Origin of the sequence: Sphingobium sp. CFD-1, assembly GCF_024611115.1 — a bacterium.
GTDB classification, from domain to species: Bacteria; Pseudomonadota; Alphaproteobacteria; order Sphingomonadales; family Sphingomonadaceae; genus Sphingobium; species Sphingobium baderi_A.
In genome coordinates this window covers 1,670,029-1,689,034 of the sequence record NZ_CP084398.1, presented here as the reverse complement: position 1 = coordinate 1,689,034, position 19,006 = coordinate 1,670,029, and the positions used below count along the sequence as shown (strand labels likewise).

Genomic DNA, 19,006 nt, shown 5'->3' with positions numbered 1-19,006 from the left:
CGGCTGACCGTTCGGCTAATCCCCCGAGCCTTCTCCTTCGCGTCCTCAGGAAACAGCGAAAGGAGATCAGGACATGACAAACTCAGCTTCATTCCGCTTCGACGTGTACGAAGCCATCACCAATCAGATCGTATCTGCCATCGAAGCAGGTCAGGGTCAGATTCAACTTCCTTGGCATCGCAAGGGGTCCGCCATCTACCGCCCCGTCAATGTCGCATCCAAAAATGCCTATCGCGGCGTCAACACCGTCGCTCTATGGGCCGCTGCCGACGCACAGGGTTTCGCGAACGGCGTATGGGGCACATACCGCCAGTGGCAGGACCAAGGCGCTCAAGTTCGCAAAGGCGAGAAATCGTCGCTGGTCATCTTCTACAAGGATTATCCGCCAGCCGAGGGGGCTGCATCGGAAGACGATCCCGAGCGTCGCTTCGTTGCCCGTGCATCCCATGTGTTCAATGTCTCACAGGTCGAAGGATATGTTTCGCCCGAGGCAGAGGCGTCCGTGGACCTTATCAACCCATCCCAAGCTGCCGAGGCTTTCATCGCTGCAACGGGTGCAAAAATCTCCATCGGAGGGGATCGCGCATTCTATCGCCCGTCCGCTGACATCATCGCAATGCCGGATCGTCATCGCTTCAACGGGACCGAAACCAGCACCGCGACCGAGGGTTGGTATTCCACCCTTCTCCACGAACTGACGCACTGGACAGGTGCTTCCCATCGCATGGACCGCACGTTCGGAAAACGCTTCGGCGATGACGCATACGCGATGGAGGAAATGGTGGCCGAGCTTGGCGCGGCATTCCTCTGCGGCGATCTTGGTATCACCGCTGAGCCGCGTCCCGACCACGCAGCCTATATCGACAACTGGCTTCGCATCCTGAAATCCGACCGCAAGGCGATCTTTACCGCAGCGAGTGCCGCGAACAAAGCCGCCGAATATCTGGCTGGCCTGTCGAAGATCGAACGAAAGGAGGCGGCCTGATGGCCGCCTCTATGGCAAGCTGACGGGAGCGCAAACTCTGTTTTCCGCTATCTTCGCCGTATGTTACTATTGAGAATGAGCCAAAAATATGCGGCACTCGCCGCCTATCTCGAAAATCAGAATATTGACCTCGTGTCGCTGTCGTTCACGCAGATCGAGAATATCATCGGAATGGCGCTGCCGGATAGCGCACGGAAGCATGGCGTATGGTGGTCCAACTCGCCATCGCGCGGGCGGCATAATCAGGCATGGTTAGGCACGGGATGGGAAACTACCAACCGCAATCTCAAAGCTCAAACGATCAGCTTTCAGCGGGCGGGCGAGCGAGCCAAATCGCAAGGACACATTGCAACTGCCGCGAGACCTCGCCGCGCGAACGGAGCAACATTTAATGCGGCAGTGCTGACCGAGACAGACTTCGCCGCAGACTGTGCTGTGACTCTAAAGCTGCGTTGGAAGCGCCTCGGCGCTGTCACCCTATCGCCCGCAGGGAAGCTGGATTTTCCCGCCGCGCCGGTGGAGGCAGGACTCTATCGCCTGATCGTCCGCGTTGGCAATCGAACTACCGTCTATGTCGGCGAGGCCGTCAATCTCAAGCGCCGTTTTGGTAACTATCGACGTCCCGGAGCAACGCAACAGACCAGCTTGCGTCTAAATGCCTTGTTGATTGAGGCGATAGGCCAGTGCGGGGCAATCACCGTCGATATCGCTTATCAGGACATCGGCCTCAATATAGGCGGCGTGGCAATGGATGCGGACCTTGCCGACAAGGCGGTGCGCCGAATGATTGAGCAGGCCGCCATAGTCGCGCATGGCGGCATCGACGTGGAAATGCTCAACCGTTAGCCTTCAAGAAAAAAGCGCCGCCAAACAACTGGCGGCGCTGATTATATCCATGGAAGTCGCTTACTTCTTTTGATTCTGAGCAGCGGCGAAAGCGGCATTATATTTTTCCCGCTCTTGCCATGTGGCGTTCTGCATATCGCGAGCTTGCTTTTGCTGGTCGGCATCGCGACGGGCGGCTTCGGCAGCGTATTCACTCATTTGCTTATCCCTTCTCCTGTCGGTCCCAATCGACCGATGCCTATTCCCTGCCAGCGTTGCCGTCGCCATTCGGGTGGATAAGACGAAGGCGGTTCGAAAATGTCGGTACGTTCTCGATGTAGGCCGCAGGCGCATTCCATCGGTTTTCTTCATGGGTTTTGGACCGGACGCGCCGGGGTTCAAGGCCGCTCCCTTCCTGCGTGCAGGTCCGCGCCAATGGTCAGGCTGCGCCTGAGCCTTTGATCCCCGGCTTGTTCGTCCGTTCCGCACTCTCCCCATGAACCGAGGGAATGATCCTTCGGCAAACATGAAGGAGAACATCATGTCCGACACTAATCAGAACCGCCCCAGCCATCGCCTCTTCACTGTGAACGGCGAAGGCGACAACGCCCGATGGACAGACATCGGCGTTGCATGGGCAACCCGCGACGGAAAGGGCTTCACGCTCAATCTCAACGCGCTGCCGCTCAACGGGCGCGTCGTTATGCGGATCAACGATGCCAAGGACGAAAAGAAGGGGCGCAGATAGCGCCCCTTCACCGTCCCTATGGGGATGGACCGCGTTTGGCGATTTCGGCGCGGATCATCGCGAGAAGCGATTGCGCCGATGCGAGGTCGGATTTGGTGGCGATCAGGCCTTTGCTTGCCTCTTGAAAGAGAGCGAAAAGCTGAGCGTTCGTTTTCGAGGCAAGATCGCCTTTGGTCATTTTGAACATGGATTCCTCCTGTCTGTCTTGCGCCGCCCCCGTTGGGCCGCGTTGAGACGGAGAAATCAGGTTGGATGAATGAGGTGCATTGCCCGCCAAGCGAAACGGACGTGGAGAAGGCTGTTCACACGCCTTGCACCCATGGACATTCACCGGACGATAAAACGATCACAACGCGACCCGGCGGGGCGCGAAGACTGCGGAGGAAAACTGGAAGGCCAAAGCGATCAGGCCGGACGGACGACAGTTTGAGTTTAAGGCCAAGCCTATCGCCCCAACTCCGGGCCGCGCGTCGCAGGTCGAGCGCGTTCCGTGCCATCGCGATCAAACTGTCCATCCCGCATCATGCGGCGATATTGGGCCGCGTCCCGATAGAGGCCAAGCAGCTGACGAGCATGACGATCACGCAGGACGCCGATTTGGGATTGTAGGCCCGCCCGCTCTTTTAGCTGAGCCGAAATCAGATCGTGCCGCTGCGCCCGGTCGCGTTGCAGTCCAAAGAAAGCTTCCACCTCATTCTGCTTCCGCACCTTGAAATAGCGCCCCGTCACGATGTCCCATAGACCCTTTGCGCCTGTGCGGACGCGGGCCGACCGCTCCCGCTGCTCGCCGTCACGACGCTCGCGCTGCATACGGTCCAGCTTTGCCCGTTCGGCTTGATGGGCATCTTTCATCGCCGCCTTTTGCTCATTGAGCGGCCTGATGGCGTTCTGGGCCACGCGCTTGGCTTCCGAAATGAAGCGCGAAAGGCGCGGCGCGACTGTCTCGCCGATATGGCGAGCGGTGTCTGCGACCGAACGCAGCGCCTTCGGATCGCCGAGCCGCGCCGTGACTTCCTTCGATTTCCTGTCGATCATGCGAGCGATGGCGAACGCCTCGCCCTCTATCGACACGGCGACATGCCCGCGCCGATCACCTTGTGCGAGGAACAGGCCGCGCTCCTCCAATGCCTTCGCAAAGGCAGGGCCGTTGTCCGACATGGCCCAGCATTCCTGAATGGTAGCCTTGATTTGCTTAGCGTCGAGGCCCGCCCGCTTCGCCTGTTGCCATTCGTCGAGCGTGAAATTGCGAGGATCGCGCAGGCTGGAATCCCGAAACCCCTCCGGCATCTTCCAGCCGTTTTCGAGGTAGAGTTCCTTGGCGATGTCCCGCAGCTTCGTTTTAAAAAACGGCAGCGGCTTTGCGGTCATCGTGTCCGCGTCGATACGCGACCACACGGCATGGGCATGACGACGCCCTTCCTTTTCATGGAAGACGATCATGCGCGGCTGCCCTTTCAGTCCTAGCCGCTCTTCGATCACGTCGCAGGCGTTCTCGAAAACCTCGATCCGCACCGACTCGCCTACAGGCGGATTGAGGGACACTGAGAAGAGGAATTGCTTGCACTTGGTCCCGAGCGACAGCGCATGGGCTTCCTTCATCGCACCCATGAGATCGTCGGACATGAAGCCGCTGACCTCATGCACTTCCACATGCTCGTTTTCCTCCGTCTTCATAAGATGAAGGCCGAGCTGCTTCGCGCCGCTGCGCTGGGAGGCCTTGAGGATCATGGCTCGACCGCAAGGGTCAGGGCTTCCATCAACAGGAGCCGGATTTCCCGGATTTCCGCGACGGCAGCGAGAAGCGCCGCTTCCGTGTCGGGCGTGAGAGGCAGGCTTCCCGAATTGGCTGACCGGGCCAACTGGTTCAGGTTGGATGACAGGCGGGACTGGCCGAGTTTGCCTAATACCTGCGCTAAGGCCTGATGGTCCTTTACCGGACGCTTGCCCCGGCGACGCGGGGCAGGGTTTTCAGAATCAAAGAGACGCGACTGGATATAGGCCGCGAGGGACATGCCGCCCGCGTCCTGCTCCAGTCGGGCGCGTTGCTCGAAAGTGAGCCGAAGCGAGAATGGGGCTGGGCGTTTGTCCGCCATGCTGCCCCCGCTTATGCCGTCTTGCGCCTCCGCCCGACAGCCGGACGGCTATCGCGCGGGGCGCGTCCATCCTCCCGCTCATTGTTGTTTTCAGGCTGTGGGCAACCGAGGCTGGAATGCTTGAGAACGGCTGACCATTCCATTAGCATGTCCGACAGTTGGTTCGAACCTGATCCCATCAGGTCCGCCAATATTACGTGTAATTCACTGTTTTTACGTAAATATTTGGCGATTCCCGGTCGGTGTCCGTCCAAAGTGTCACTCAAGAAATCGGAAGCATTGGGACGGTTCACAAACCCTCCGTTGCGAAACTGAGGCAGTGTTTTGCCATCGGCGATCCATCCGATCCGCCAGCCCATGCAACCTCGGGTGAGCTATGCTGGAATTACCCCGGTTGATAATCGCAACCGGGGATTTCCCGCGTCAGTTCAGCGACCCGTGACAATGCTTGTATTTTTGCCCTGAACCACAGGGGCACGGTGCATTGCGGCTGATGTCCAGATTGGCAAATTCGCCTGGCTCGGCATTGCCCACCGGCGGACGGGGAATAGTCGTCGTGATGCTGCCCGCCTGCCCTGCATCCATGTCCGCGCTATTGTCTTCGCCGGAGAAAGGATCGATGTGCGTGGTGATGAAGTCCGGCAGCACGGGAAGGTCGAATTCCGGCATGGGTGCCTGATCCATACGGAATTGAACCCGTGCGATGGAGCCCGTCACGTCCTCCCGAATATTGCCCAGCATGCGCTCGAACAGCGCGAAGGCTTCCTGCTTATATTCGTTGATCGGCGTTTTCTGGGCATAAGCCCGCAGATGCACGACCTGACGAAGGGCATCCAGGGTCGACAGATGCTCCTTCCAATGATGGTCGAGGCTCTGGAGCAGGATGCTCTTCTCGATCATATGCCAGTCAGCCTGATCGATATCCTTGATCTTTTCGGCAACCGCTTCGTCCGCCAGAGCGACAAGCCGTTCCTCGATCATTTCCGGATCGACGGCATCTTCGGCGAGCCAAGCGTCGAAATCCGGCTCCAGCCCCAGAATTTCCGAGATCCGCGCCTTAAGCCGCTCCATATCCCATTGTTCAGGATAGGTTCCCGGGGGGCAGGATGCGCCGACGAGATCGTTGACCGTTTCATGCCGCATGTCGACGACCACATCATCGACCGTTTCGGCATCCATGATGTCGGCGCGCTGTTCATAGATGACCTTGCGCTGATCGTTCATCACATCATCATATTCGACGACCTGCTTGCGGATATCGTAGTTGCGGGCCTCGACCTTCTTCTGCGCGGTTTCGATCGCCTTGCTGAGCCATTTGGACGGCGGCAGGGCTTCCCCATCTTCCAGATTGGACCGGATCATCTTCGCAAACATCGTGTCCGGCCCGAATATCCGCATCAGATCGTCATCAAGACTGAGGTAGAAACGAGAGAGGCCCGGATCGCCCTGACGGCCCGAACGACCACGTAGCTGGTTATCGATGCGGCGGCTTTCATGACGTTCCGTTGCGAGCACGAACAGTCCGCCTGCAGCGAGCACTTCGGCCTTTTCCACTTCGATCTCGGCATCGATGCGAGCGATGGCGGCCTCACGGTCCGGCCCTTCGGGCATATCGCGCAATTCGTCCTCAACCCGCATTTCCAGGTTGCCGCCCAATTTGATGTCCGTGCCGCGGCCCGCCATGTTGGTCGCGATGGTGACGGCGCCCTTGCGGCCCGCCTGCGCGACGATATGCGCTTCCTGCTCATGGAAACGCGCGTTGAGCACGGCGTGCTTCACGCCTTCCTGATTGAGGAATTCGGAGAGCATTTCGGACTTTTCGATGGACACCGTGCCGACCAGCACCGGCTGTCCCTTCTCGGCATGTTCCTTGATCGTCCTGGCGATGCCCCGGAACTTGTCTTCCAGATTTTTGTAGAAAGTGTCTTCCTCATCCACGCGCTGCACCGGCCGGTTGGTCGGGATGGTGACGACGTTCATCTTGTAGATTTCGTAAAATTCCGTCGCTTCGGTCGCAGCCGTGCCGGTCATGCCGGACAGCTTGGGATACATGCGGAAATAATTCTGGAAGGTAATGGATGCCAGCGTCTGGTTTTCAGGCTCGATATTGACGCCTTCCTTGGCTTCCACCGCCTGATGCAGGCCATCGGACCAGCGGCGGCCATCCATCATGCGGCCGGTGAACTCATCGATGATAACGACCTTGCCGTCCTTCACGATATAGTCAATATCGCGGCGAAACATCACATTCGCCCGCAACGCCTGGTTCACATGATGAACGACGGCGGTGTTTTCGAAATCGTACAGATTTGCGCCTTGCAGCAATCCGGCGGCTTCCAGCATCCGCTCGATCTTTTCCGTGCCGTCTTCCGTCAGCGTGACGGTCCGCTGCTTCTCATCCTTTTCATAGTCCGCTTCACCGACCTGCTTCACGATCGCATCGACCGATATGTATAGTTCCGACTTGTCGTCCGTCGGGCCGGAGATGATGAGCGGCGTGCGCGCTTCATCGATCAGGATCGAGTCCACTTCATCCACGATGGCGTAATTGAAGGGGCGCTGCACCATGGACGCGCGATCATATTTCATATTGTCGCGCAGATAGTCGAAGCCGAGTTCATTGTTCGTGGCGTAGGTGATGTCGGCATTATATGCCTCACGCCGCTGATCTTCGCTAAGGTTGGGGACGATGACGCCCGTGGTCAGCCCCAGGAAGCGATAGACCTGCCCCATCCATTCGCAGTCGCGAGACGCAAGATAGTCGTTGACGGTGACGACATGCACGCCCTTCCCTTCCAGCGCGTTGAGATAGGTCGCCAGCGTAGCGACAAGGGTCTTGCCCTCACCCGTCCGCATTTCAGCGATTTCGCCGCGATGCAGGACGATGCCGCCGATCATCTGAACATCATAATGGCGCTGGCCCAGCGTGCGCTTGGCCGCTTCCCGCACGGTCGCAAATGCTTCGGGCAACAGGGCGTCCAGCGTGACGCCCTCGGCAAGCTGTTGCCGGAACTTCACCGTCTGCGCGGCCAGTTCCTCATCACTCATGGCCGAGATCACGGGTTCGAAAGACGCTATCTGGTCAACGGCCTTTCCCATCGACTTGACGTAGCGTTCGTTGGACGATCCGAAGATGGACTTGGCGAGTGCGCCGAACATGGAAATTCCTGACCAAAAGGGAACGCACACCGCCCTGAAGGAAGCGCACGCAAACATGCGCCGCGATTTAGGGAGCGCGCGAACTTTAGTCAATCGAAGTGCAGCTTCGGAAAATGCGGAAACATATCGTCGCAAATGCCCTGCGCGTCCGAAAACTTTCATCCATATCCTGCGTTGACGGCCTTGCTGATTGCGCTAAGCGGCAAACATGACTGAACGCTCCCCTCTCGCTCCCGCGGCCTTCCCCCAACTGCCTTCCATCGCAGGGGTCACCCCGCATGTCGCCCGCGCCCGATATAAGGATTGGGACCGCTGCGATCTCACCTATGTGGAACTGGATGAGGGAACGGTCGTCGCGGGCGTCACCACGCAAAGCAAATGCCCTTCGCCGGAAGTGGAATGGTGCCGCGATGCCATCCCCTTGGGCTCGGCCCGGGCTCTGGTGGTGAACGCAGGCAATGCCAATGCCTTTACGGGGCATCGCGGCCGTGCGGCGGTGGAGGCGATGGCCGCAAAGGTCGCCAATCATCTGGGTTGCAAGCCATCCGACATATTCCTGTCTTCCACGGGCGTCATCGGCGTACCCCTGCCTGTCGAGAAGGCCGAGGCCGGACTGGATGCCGCCTTCGCCGCGCCCGCCTGTAGCTGGGAAGATGCCGCGCTGACCATCGGCACGACGGACACCTATCCCAAGGGCGCGCATGTATCCGCATTGATCGGCGGTCAGCGGGTGGAACTGGTCGGCATCATCAAGGGGTCCGGCATGATCGCGCCCGACATGGCGACCATGCTGGGGTATATCTTCACCGATGCCGCGATCGACGCCAGCCTGTTGCAGGATATGCTGTCGACCGCCAACCGGCAGAGTTTTTCCTGCATCACGGTGGATAGCGATACTTCGACCAGCGATACGGTTCTGGCTTTCGCTACGGGTAGAGCGGGGAACCCTCCCCTTACTTCAATGGACGATCCCGGAGCGGATGCTTTCCACGCCGCGGTGACGGATCTATGCCGCCAGCTTTCCCATTTGGTGGTGCGGGATGGCGAAGGCGCGTCCAAATTTATCGAGATCACCGTCGAAGGGGCGGAAAACGACGCAAGCGCGCACCGCATCGCCCTGTCGATCGCCAATTCTCCTCTGGTCAAGACCGCGATCGCGGGGGAGGATGCGAATTGGGGGCGGATCGTCATGGCGGTGGGCAAGGCGGGCGAGCCGGCGGATCGCGACAAGCTTTCCATAAGCTTCGGCGCAACTCAGGTGGCCACTGGGGGGCTGGCGGTTGAGGATTATGACGAGGCGCCTGTCGCCGCCCACCTTAAGGGGCAGGATATTCAGGTCGGCGTCGATCTGGGGCTGGGCAACGGGCGGGCGACGGTCTGGACCTGTGACCTGACGCATGGATATATTTCCATCAACGCGGACTATCGCAGCTGATGATCGGAAAGTTGCATGCGCCTGTCGCCGCGCTCATGCGACAGGTCGCGCGCGACATCGTGATGCCGCGTTACAGGAACCTTTCCGCCGACGAGATCAGCGAGAAAGCGGCGGATGATTTCGTCACCATCGCAGACAGGGAAAGCGAACTCAGGCTCGCTGAAGGATTGGCCAAGATCCTCCCTGAAGCCTCTATCATTGGGGAGGAGGCCTGCGCGGCCGATCCCGCCATATTGGAACGCGCGGGAGAAGGGCTGAACTGGATCATCGATCCCATCGACGGAACGGGCAATTTCGCGGCGGGCAGGCCTCCCTTCGGCATCATGATCGCTTTGGCCGACGCCGGCACCACATTGGCTGGTTGGATTTTCGATCCGCTAATGTCTCGGCTCTGCCATGGCGTTCTTGGCGCAGGAAGTCATATCAACGGTGAGCGCGTCCATGCTCGGGAAAGCGCCGCGGATTTGCCGGTGGCCGCACTGGCCGTCTATTTCATGACGCCGGAAGAAAGGGCAGAAATACAGGGCCGGTCTGCAGGAAAGTTCACGCTGGTCGACATTCCCCGATGTGCCGCGGAGCAATATCCCCGGCTTGTCCTGGGTGAAAACGACATATCCGTCTTTTCCCGCACGCTTCCTTGGGATCACGCGGCGGGAACGCTTTTTCTTAATGAAGCTGGAGGATGCTGCCAGCGGCTCGACGGATCGCCTTATAAAGTGGGAGATCAAAGGCGCGGGCTGTTGGGCGCATCATCGCCCCGCCTCTGGGATATGGCGGCAAAACTTCTCTTTCGGTGATCGCGAACGGCGGCGCACCCAGGTCAGGAGGGAGAGCATTCCCACCGGAATGAAACGGCTCTCCCCCTCCGTTTAAGGATTTAAAGGACGCTTTCGATCCAGCCCTTGAGCGCACCCTTCGGCGCTGCGCCCACTTTGGTCGCTGTCGCCTCGCCGTTTTTGAACAGGATCATGGTGGGGATGCCGCGCACGCCGTAACGGCCCGGAGCATCCGGATTTTCATCGATATTGATCTTGGCGATCGTCACCTTGTCCGCCAGTTCGTCCGAAATTTCTTCCAGAGCCGGGCCGATCATCTTGCATGGCCCGCACCATTCCGCCCAGAAATCGACGAGGACGGGCTTATCCGACGACAATACGTCATTCTGGAAACTCGTATCGGTTACCGCCTTAGTGGCCATTTTAGGATTCTCCTTGAATTTGTCAGTAATCTAAGGTGGCGATGGCATCGGCTCAACGGGTCGCGTCACAAATTGTCCTGTGCCGCCGCAAAGCCGGGCTTGTTTGCCTCCAACAGGTCTTGCGGCAGGGATATGAGGCGCGGCGCATTCGTATAAAGCAGGCCGGCTTCAATAGTCCGCTTGGGGAAAATCACCCGTAATGCCGAAACATAGGCGGCCATTTGCCGGATATGGGCCACAGGCACCTCCTCCACGGCCAGCGGCGCGATGCGGCCGGTCTTGAAATCGACGACCTGAATGAGATCGTCACTGATGCACAGCCGATCCACCGTGCCTGCGATAACCGCTTCGCCGACCACGGCGGCGATAGGCGCTTCGGCCAGAGAGCCGGGCCCGAACAGCGCGGAAAAACCCGGCATTTCTATAACGGCAAGCGCATGGTCCACAATTTCCCGCCGCATCGAAGCATCTGCGACGCCCTGCTGCTCCAGCCAGCGTTCCGCGCTTTCGCGGCGGCGGGCCGGAGCGATATCGGGCAACCGCTCGAACAACGCATGCAGCCAGCGCCCCCGTTCCGCGGCCGCGCGCATCGCAAGGCTGGGAGGGGGATAGGGCGCGTCGTCCTCCACCGAGGCCGAAGGGGCCAGCGGGCGTGGCGGCCGCGCCTCGATCGGAGCGGGTCGGTTCAGCCAGGCCGGTTTGTCCACAATGGCTTTTTCTTCGGCATGGATCGGCTGCAACGGCTTTGGCAGCAATGTTTCCATGCCACGCCAACGCCGTCTTGCGCCCCATAGCGGATCGGCTTCCCACTCCGCATCCAGTGAGATCAGGGCGTTCTCCACCGCGCCAAACCAGCTTTCGGCTTTCACCTCCCCTTTGGCGCGAGGCCCCAACGATCCGGCTACCACCAGCTTTTCCTCTGCACGAGTCAGGGCGACATAAAGCAGCCGCCAATGCTCCTCCCTGTCCGCATTCGCAGCCTCTTCGGCAACCTGTCCTATCGGTCCTCGCCTTTCCTCCTTCCGGGGCGGAAGGATGGGCAATCCATTCCATTCCAGCGCATCCGCCCGATGACCGGCATCGGGATCAAGGCAAGCGTCCGCAAGGATGACAATGGGGGCCTGCAATCCTTTTGCCCCGTGCACGGTCAGCAAACGCAGGGCGTCGCCCTGCGCGGCGGCGTCACGAACGATTTCTACTTCGCCCCGATCGAACCAGTCGATGAACCGCTGAAGCGAAGGATAATCGTCAATCTCGAAGGCCAGCGCCGCATTCAGCAATTCCTCGATGGGGTCGACGGCTTCGGGCCCCAGCCGCTCGATCAGGCGCCGCCGTCCGTCCATCGAACCGGAAAGAATGGCTTCCAGATAGCGATAGGGCGTCGTGAAATCCGCCGTGGCCAGCAGGTCGCGCAACGGCCGGACCAAATCCTCGTCCAGCGTGGCGGTCAGATGACGCCACAATCCGGTTTTACGGTCCCGGCCGATCAGCCGCGTCATCAACTCATCCTGGCTCCATCCGATCAATGGAGAAACGAGCAGCGCCGCCAGATTCAATTCGTCTTCAGGCTGCACGGCAAAGCGCAGCGCCGCCAGCAAATCGCGCACGGCCAGCGGCGCGTTGAGACGCAGCCTGTCTATCCCCGCGACCGCGACCTGTTCTTCATATAACCGCGCGACGATCAGGCGAGCCAGCTCGCTGCGACGGCGGACGAGTATCATGATGTCGCCGGGACGCACCGGCCTGCCTTTGCTTTCCAGCATCAAGCCTTCGTCCAGCCATTGCCGGATCTGACGGGCGATCCGGCCTGCAAGCACGCGCTCCTGATCGGCAGCCCAATCCTCCTCTCCTTCCGCATCCTCGTTCAGGCCCGCGACGATCGGTTTCCAGAGCAGGACTTCCCCGGGAAAGCGATTGGCGCTGATATGGCGGACATCCTGATCCTCCAGCCCGAACCGGTCGGCCCGCAAAGTGGCGATCATGCTATCCACCACCTCCAATATGGCTGGCGTGGACCGGAAACTGCGGTCGAGCGATAGCGTATGGAAGGGATGCGCCACATCCGTCGCATGTCTCTGGAAAGCCTTCTGGGCGGCGGCAAAGGCGACAGGGCTGGTGCCCTGAAAGCCGAAGATCGCTTGCTTGAAATCGCCGACCGTAAAGAGGGTTCTAACCCTGTCCCCCTTCGCGCCTTCACCCGCGAAAAATTCCGAAGTCAGCGCACCTATGATCTGCCATTGGCTGACATTGGTGTCCTGCGCTTCATCGACCAATATGTGATCGATGCGCTGGTCCAGCTTGTAACGTATCCAATCCGCAATCCCGTCCTGTTGCAGGAGGGTAGCGGTGCGAGCGATCAGATCGTCGAAATCGACCGCGCCCGCCATTTCCTTCGCCCGGGCATAGGCGCGAGCATAGGCGCGGCCAGCGTGCAACGCGCTGACAAGCAATTTCGCATAATCGGCAAGCAGCTTGACGCCGATCAATTCCGCGCAATGCTCGCGCATTGGCGCGGTCATCTCCAGATAGCCATCGACCGGAGGAACCCAGCCCTTGGCGGAGATGAGATCGCCGTCCGCCTTGGCCCATGCGGTATGCAGATCGTGCAACGACGCGGCGCGCTCCAGCGGTGCAAGGGCACGCCATCGCGCAATGCGTTGGCATCGCTCCAACCCGCGCCCCGTGCCCCAATCCGCATTGGCCTGCGCGATAGCGGTCAGGGTCCGCACGTCAAAAATGGCGTCGTCGCATTGCAGCGCCAACCATTGGTCAATATCGCCGGCCGGTAGTTCAAGGGCGGCCATCAGCCAGGGGCCGATATCCTCCGGCAAGCCATTGAGAGCATCCAGACGCGCCGCGCTTCGCAGGAGAAAATGCTCCGCCCCCGCCTCTCCCAATCGCAGGCTGAGTGCCTGCAATGCGGACGTAAGGGCAACGTCTCCATTCTCGTCCGCCTCCACCGCGAGGTCGGCCAGAACCTGCCGCGCCAGGGCAGCCTGCTCCCGCTGATCGAGCGGACGGAAACCGGCCGTGAGCCCCGCTTCCAAAGGAAAAGAGGTCAGCAACTGCTGGCAAAAGCCATGGATCGTCTGGATATGCAGACCGCCGCCTGTCGATTCCAGCACTTCGGCAAAGAGCCGGCGGGCGCGGTCGCGTGCCTCCGGCCCCCCATCCTCTCCCAATGCAGCCAGGTCGTTGAAGAGGTCGGGCTCTTCCATCTGCACCCATGCCGCCAGCCGGTCATGGACACGATCCGCCATTTCAGCGGCCCCGGCCTTGGTAAAGGTGAGACAGAGGATATTTTCCGGCCGCACGCCCTGAAGCAAGAGGCGAAAGACGCGGGCCGTCAGCACATGGGTCTTCCCCGTGCCCGCCGAAGCCGACAGCCAGACATGCGCGTCGGGCGCCGCCGCCAGCGCCTGCTCCCCGGCGAGCGGCTGAAGTGAGCTTACTTTCCTAACCATCGTCGCGGCCATACCATTCCTCCAGCCGCATCAACTGGTCATAATCACCATAATTGGCCACTTCCGGATTGACCTGAGCCTCGAAGGGTGTGGTTCCGTTCAGATAATCCGCCGCGATCTGATCGAAGAGACCATGGACATAGGTAGTGAATTCGGCCGTCACAATCTTGTCCCTCTTGCCCAGCGGATCGACCGGGCTTTCCCGATAGCCGAAGGCATCGCCCTTCTTGGCCAGCGACCAATATTCAAAGCATCCGGCGACAGGGCGGCCTTCGATGCCCGGAAAGCCGCCATGTTCAGCAATCAGCCCCAACAGCCCGAGCTGGAGCGCAAATCCGGCCCGGACCTGCTTCGCGCTGGGTGGTTTGCCCGTCTTGTAATCGACGATGGCCAGCGTTCCGTCGGGCATATGGTCGATGCGGTCAGCCTTTCCTGTCAGGGTGATGCCACCGATTTCCGCCCTGCCCTCGCTTTCAACCGCCAGGATGGTCCGCCCTTCCGCCTTATCCCTGGCCACTCCCGAAGCGATCCATCGGATAGCTTCCATCAGGCGCGGTTGCCATAGCGCGCGCAGCAAGGGATGGACTTCCGGCCGCTCGAACATCGCCTTTGCGCGGCTTTCCAGATCCGCCGGTTCAAGCGTAGCCGTTTCCGCCCAGCGTTGGAGGATTTCATGCACGGCGGTCCCCCGCCAGGCAGGCCCCGCATCGGCATCCACCGGGTCGAGCCGGGAAAGCCGCAGGATGCGGCGCGCATAAAAGGCGTAAGGGTCGGCCTTCAGGCGGTCGACATCGGTAACCGGCACTAGCTTTGGCCGGATCGAGGCAGGCGGCGCGGGTCTGGGGCGCTCGGCAGGCCGGACGAAATTGGGACGGTCGATGTTCCGGGCAAGTTCGGCATAGCGATCCGCCGATTTCCATTGTGGCCCGGCCATGGCCTTGAGCCGCAGCCAGAAACGCGACGCCACCGCCGGCCCCCCGGCCCCTCGCCGCGCGCGCGTGATCAGGACTTGCGGAGCGCCCAGTCCGCTCGCGAAATCATGTGCCGCCAGTCCGATGCGGCTTTCCAGTCCGGGCAATCCCAATTCCTTACGGATGCTGGGCGCCAGCCACGGATCGGGGGTGGGCATGCCCGGCCACACCCCTTCATTGAGGCCGCCCAGGATCATGAAATCGGCCTGCATCAATCGCGCTTCGATCAGGCCCAATATGGCAATGCGCGGATGGCCGCCCTGCGGCGGGCGCACGGATAAGCCGGCCAGCATGTGATCCAGCACCATCGGAAGCGCGCGAATATCAGCCTGAATCGGCCCATCGCCCGCAAACGCCTCCATCTCCGCGAACAGATCGGCTGCCATGCGGCCCTGATGCCCCGACCAAACAGCATCGCGCGTCAGCAACCCCGCCTGTTCTCGAACGGCGGAAAGTTGCGCGGAAAGATCGAGAGCGCCGGTAAAAGCCGCTTCGAGCGGAGCGAGCAAGGAACGGGCCTGCGGCCACCACGCGGCTATACGCGTCCGCAGATCTTTCTGTCTGTCCTCGCCATCGCGAGGGGCGAGCAACAGGTCTATGCCGTTCAGGCCAGCCTGAGGTCTGGGGCCGCGCAACAGAAGGTCAAGACCTCTGACCTGTTCAAGCCAGGGCAGGCGATCGGCGCCGCGCATGACCAGCGGATGCTTCAACAGCGCCAGCAATGCGACGGGCGCGAAGCGTTCTGCGACCGCCTGTGCCATCGCGATCAACAATGTGCCCGGCGGCAAGCGGGAAAGGGCCTGACCTGCCGAATCATCCGCCTCTATGCCCCATCTTTTCAAATGAGCCGAGACACGGACCGCCAATTGCCGATCAGGCGTTACCAACGCCGCGGTTTTCCCCTCGGTCTCCAATGCTTCACGCAAGGCAATCGCGATAGCCTGCGCTTCCTCGCCCGGCGTGGCGACTTCCAACGCCTCCACACCCGCCAGCGAGCGGTCGGCCGCTTTTAGATCGCGCCAACGCGTCGTCAGGCGCGGCGGCAGCATGGCATTGGAAATGTTGCGCCCCCGCACCGCGCGCGCATCATGTTCGCTCCCCCAACGCCACTGGGCCACATCGTCGCGGGTGGCGCTCATCCGGTCGAGCAGGCGTTTCAGGGCAAATTGAGGATGGGTTTCATGGCCAGCCGGAACGCGCCCCGTCACCGGGTCCGCCTCGAAGGGGCCGATGGCCTTCCACGCGCCCTCGTCCATATTCTGATCGAGGCCCGCAAAAACGACCATGGCGTTCGGCATGATGGCGATGCGCCGCAAAAGCCCCGCAACGGCGGGCGCAGCCGTGGACACGCCCGCCGCAATGACGAAATGTCCTGGCGGATTTTCCTTCCATCGCTCCGCCACGCGATCGAACAGCCTGTTCCTTCTCTCGGCAAGATCGATGCAGCCCAGCCGCTTCAATTCCTGGGGCCAACGATGGAGGAGGATGGACAGCAGGTTCAGCGACCTTTGCCAATGGGCGGAAAGCGCTTCTGAAAGTTGAAGATCCTGAAGAGCCGCGACGGGAATCCGCTCCACCTGCATCTGGTCCAGAACTGAGCCCAGCGCCTGGGCAAGCTGAAGCGACTGCCCGACATCCAGCGGTCTGGGCGATGCTTCCTGAACCAGCCGTGCCAGGATCATCTGGCGCTGCATCATTCCGACCGAAGGAGGAATGGCATCCTGCTCGCCCAAGGGATCGAGCGCGCCGCCTATCTGTTCGCCGAGTTCCGCATCGCCCAGCGCGACCAGTCGGGGCAACAGCAATCCGCCGCCCGATTTTCGTACGAAAGCGTCACTTATCGACCGGATCGCCCGGTTGCTGGGCAACAGCACCATGCCCTGCGCCAGTTTTATCGGGTCTCCGCCGTGCTGGGCAAGGATGCCGGTGACCAGCGCATCGGAAAAGGAACGGTGCGCGGGTATGTTGAACAGCGTGAGGCGGCTGCTATCACCCATGGCTCAACATGGATTCCACGACTGGAATGGCCCGCGGCGTGCCGACATCGAACCATAATCCCTGATGGGCAATGCCATAGAGCCGTCCCGCTTCCATGGCTCGGTTCCAGAAGATGTTGGTGGAAAACACGTCGGATGGCGGATCGGCCAGCAAAGCTGGCGACATGATCTGGACTCCGGTGAAAACGAAGGGCGCGACATGGGAAGGCTTGCGACGTGTAAGCCGCCCTTTTGCATCCATATGAAAATCGCCCGGTCCGCTATGGCAATTGGCCCGGGCCAAAGGCACCAGAAGCAGCAATGCGTCCATGCGGGCGGGATCCCATATGTCCTGCATCGCACCCAGCGTTTCCTGTGGTCCGTCAATCCAGAGATTGTCGCTGTTCGCGCATATGAATGGTCTGTCACCCAACAGCGGCTTGGCCTTCATCAGCCCGCCGCCTGTTTCCAGCAAAAGGCGGCGCTCGTCGGAAATGAGGAAATCAACCTCGCCTTTGCGGGTGAGCAGATGGGCTTCAACCGTATCGGCCAGATAGTGGACGTTGACCACCACCTTGCGGATGCCCCCGGCCTCCAATCGATCCAATGCGTGATCCATCAGGGGTTTGCCTGCCACCTTCACCAATGGCTTGGGGCGTGTCGCGGTCAATGGCCGCATGCGCTTGCCAAGCCCGGCCGCCATCAGCATCGCGGTGTCGATCATGCGGGTGCGAACCCGGCCAGCGCATGGTGGCGCTTTTCCGACGGGATATTAGCGGCGAACCAGTCGGCAACCGGCTCCAGCGCAGGATGCGCCAGATCACGTTCCAGCAATGCCCACATTCGTGGCATGAACGACAGGTAGCGCGGCTTGCCGTCTCGCTTCCAGAGCCGCGTGAAAATGCCGATGATCTTTGCATTGCGCTGGGCCCCCAGCACGGCATAGGCGGCATCGAAATCGGATGGTGGGGAAGCCATCTCCCGGTAAAGAGCCAGCATTGCCGCCTCCGTCTCCGGCGAGACGTCCCGACGGGCGTCCTGCAATAGCGATACCAGATCATAGCCCGGATGTCCGGTAAAGGCGTCCTGGAAATCCAGCAGTCCTAATCCGCGCATGGAAGGGCGGTCGATCAGCATGATATTTTCCGCATGATAGTCCCGCAGGACCGTCACCGATGGGCTGGCCGACCGCTCGACCAACGGCAGAACCGCGTCCCAGGCGCGAACATAGCCCGCGCCATCCACTTCCATCTCCGCAGCGGGACAATACCACTCCGTCAGGAGGCCGGTTTCGCGTTGATACACGGCGCGGTCATAGGGAGGCAGGTTCCCGGCCGGAAGCCTGTGCAGGTCCGCCAGCAACGCGATCGCGCGCGCATAGACCTCCTGTTCCTGATCGGGATTATCCTCCACGAATTCCTTGACCCGCAGATCACCGAAATCCTCCAACAGGACCAGCCCATCCTCCAGATCGCGGGCATAGATCGCCGGAGCCGCGAAACCCTGCCCCAACAGATGCTCCGCGATCGTGATGAAGGGACGCGGATCTTCATGCGGCGGCGGCGCATCCATCAAAACGGCCCGGCGCGACCCATCGAGCACTCGGAAATAGCGCCGGAAGGAAGCATCGCCCGCGAGGGGGACTATCGCGGCGTCACCCCATCCCGCGCGCTTCAGAAAATCGGGGGCGGCAGCGGGTGGGATCATATCTTTGACCATCGCTCTTTCCAATCTTCGGAAAGCCGTGCTGTCAAGCGCCGACCGCCACCAGGTGCGATATCTATGTGCAGCCGCAGAGCATGGGACCATAAGGCATTGCCCAGCCTCTCAGGCCATTCGATGACGAGCAGGCTGTCCGTCAGATAATCATCCAGCCCCAGCTCCGCGATTTCGGCGGGATCATCTATGCGATAAAGATCGATATGCGTGACGGGCAGCCGCACCTCGGGAATATCATAAGGCTGAACCAGGGCGAAGCTGGGACTGGGCGCTTCTCCTTCCAACCCCAATGCTTCCAATATGCCGCGCGTCAGGGTAGTCTTGCCCGCACCCAATCCGCCTTCCAGCGCAATGACGTCGCCGATGCGGACATGGCTCGCCAACGCGGCCCCCAGCTTCAGCATGGCGTCTTCATCGGGGAGGTCGATCATCT

The 19,006-nt window shown here is 60.7% G+C and carries 16 protein-coding genes; 5 read left to right on the top strand and 11 right to left on the bottom strand.

The genetic code is table 11. The annotated features are described in order from the left end of the window. Nucleotides 1–73 precede the first annotated feature (73 nt). Both LDB26_RS08625 and LDB26_RS08620 read left to right on the top strand, forming a co-directional pair. Nucleotides 74–985, top strand: coding sequence for an ArdC family protein (locus LDB26_RS08625; RefSeq protein WP_257541637.1), 912 nt, complete (start codon nt 74–76; stop codon nt 983–985). A gap of 171 nt (nt 986–1,156) precedes the next feature. Further along, nucleotides 1,157–1,831: a hypothetical protein gene (locus LDB26_RS08620; protein WP_257541635.1), complete on the top strand. Its 675-nt coding sequence runs from the start codon at nt 1,157–1,159 to the stop codon at nt 1,829–1,831. A gap of 60 nt (nt 1,832–1,891) precedes the next feature. On the opposite strand, the gene LDB26_RS08615 is transcribed toward LDB26_RS08620, so the two are convergent. Next, nucleotides 1,892–2,029: a hypothetical protein gene (locus LDB26_RS08615; protein WP_157081375.1), complete on the bottom strand. Its 138-nt coding sequence runs from the start codon at nt 2,027–2,029 to the stop codon at nt 1,892–1,894. A 322-nt stretch (nt 2,030–2,351) separates the two neighbouring features. Here LDB26_RS08615 and LDB26_RS08610 point away from each other — a divergent pair, with 322 nt between their 5' ends. Next, a complete protein-coding gene (locus LDB26_RS08610; RefSeq protein WP_257541633.1) occupies nt 2,352–2,558 on the top strand; it encodes a hypothetical protein in 207 nt (68 codons plus the stop codon). 16 nt (nt 2,559–2,574) lie between these two features. Here LDB26_RS08610 and LDB26_RS08605 read toward each other — a convergent pair whose 3' ends face one another. The 4 genes from LDB26_RS08605 to secA all read right to left on the bottom strand — a co-directional run bounded on the left by LDB26_RS08605 (nt 2,575) and on the right by secA (nt 7,810). Continuing rightward, complete coding sequence (locus tag LDB26_RS08605; protein WP_257541631.1) at nt 2,575–2,745, bottom strand: hypothetical protein; 171 nt, start codon at nt 2,743–2,745, stop codon at nt 2,575–2,577. A 257-nt stretch (nt 2,746–3,002) separates the two neighbouring features. After that, the gene (locus LDB26_RS08600; RefSeq protein ID WP_257541629.1) at nt 3,003–4,286 is read right to left on the bottom strand and encodes a relaxase/mobilization nuclease domain-containing protein; all 1,284 of its coding nucleotides are present in this window, start codon (nt 4,284–4,286) and stop codon (nt 3,003–3,005) included. After that, nucleotides 4,283–4,651, bottom strand: coding sequence for a hypothetical protein (locus LDB26_RS08595; protein WP_257541627.1), 369 nt, complete (start codon nt 4,649–4,651; stop codon nt 4,283–4,285). The genes LDB26_RS08600 and LDB26_RS08595 overlap by 4 nt, the downstream gene beginning before the upstream one ends. 423 nt (nt 4,652–5,074) lie before the next feature. Then, on the bottom strand, nt 5,075–7,810 hold the full coding sequence (secA, locus tag LDB26_RS08590; RefSeq protein ID WP_062065708.1) for a preprotein translocase subunit SecA: 2,736 nt from the start codon (nt 7,808–7,810) through the stop codon (nt 5,075–5,077). Nucleotides 7,811–8,018: 208 nt separating this feature from the next. Between secA and argJ the strand changes: the two genes are divergently transcribed. Beyond that, nucleotides 8,019–9,245 (top strand): bifunctional glutamate N-acetyltransferase/amino-acid acetyltransferase ArgJ, encoded by a 1,227-nt coding sequence (argJ, locus tag LDB26_RS08585; RefSeq protein WP_257541624.1) that lies wholly within the window; start codon nt 8,019–8,021, stop codon nt 9,243–9,245. After that, nucleotides 9,245–10,042: an inositol monophosphatase family protein gene (locus tag LDB26_RS08580; protein ID WP_257541622.1), complete on the top strand. Its 798-nt coding sequence runs from the start codon at nt 9,245–9,247 to the stop codon at nt 10,040–10,042. The genes argJ and LDB26_RS08580 overlap by 1 nt, the downstream gene beginning before the upstream one ends. 80 nt (nt 10,043–10,122) lie before the next feature. On the opposite strand, the gene trxA is transcribed toward LDB26_RS08580, so the two are convergent. The 6 genes from trxA to tsaE form a co-directional block, all read right to left on the bottom strand. After that, nucleotides 10,123–10,443, bottom strand: coding sequence for a thioredoxin TrxA (gene trxA / locus LDB26_RS08575; RefSeq protein ID WP_062065695.1), 321 nt, complete (start codon nt 10,441–10,443; stop codon nt 10,123–10,125). Between the two features lie 65 nt (nt 10,444–10,508). Next, on the bottom strand, nt 10,509–13,919 hold the full coding sequence (gene addA / locus LDB26_RS08570; protein WP_257541620.1) for a double-strand break repair helicase AddA: 3,411 nt from the start codon (nt 13,917–13,919) through the stop codon (nt 10,509–10,511). Beyond that, entirely contained in the window at nt 13,900–16,875 is a 2,976-nt protein-coding gene (addB, locus tag LDB26_RS08565) for a double-strand break repair protein AddB (RefSeq protein WP_257541618.1), read from the bottom strand. Before addB ends, addA begins: the two co-directional genes overlap by 20 nt. Beyond that, nucleotides 16,868–17,578 (bottom strand): nucleotidyltransferase family protein, encoded by a 711-nt coding sequence (locus tag LDB26_RS08560; protein ID WP_062065687.1) that lies wholly within the window; start codon nt 17,576–17,578, stop codon nt 16,868–16,870. Before LDB26_RS08560 ends, addB begins: the two co-directional genes overlap by 8 nt. Next, complete coding sequence (locus tag LDB26_RS08555; protein ID WP_257542026.1) at nt 17,575–18,561, bottom strand: aminoglycoside phosphotransferase family protein; 987 nt, start codon at nt 18,559–18,561, stop codon at nt 17,575–17,577. The genes LDB26_RS08560 and LDB26_RS08555 overlap by 4 nt, the downstream gene beginning before the upstream one ends. Further along, nucleotides 18,558–19,004 (bottom strand): tRNA (adenosine(37)-N6)-threonylcarbamoyltransferase complex ATPase subunit type 1 TsaE, encoded by a 447-nt coding sequence (gene tsaE, locus LDB26_RS08550; protein WP_257542024.1) that lies wholly within the window; start codon nt 19,002–19,004, stop codon nt 18,558–18,560. Before tsaE ends, LDB26_RS08555 begins: the two co-directional genes overlap by 4 nt. Nucleotides 19,005–19,006 lie beyond the last annotated feature (2 nt).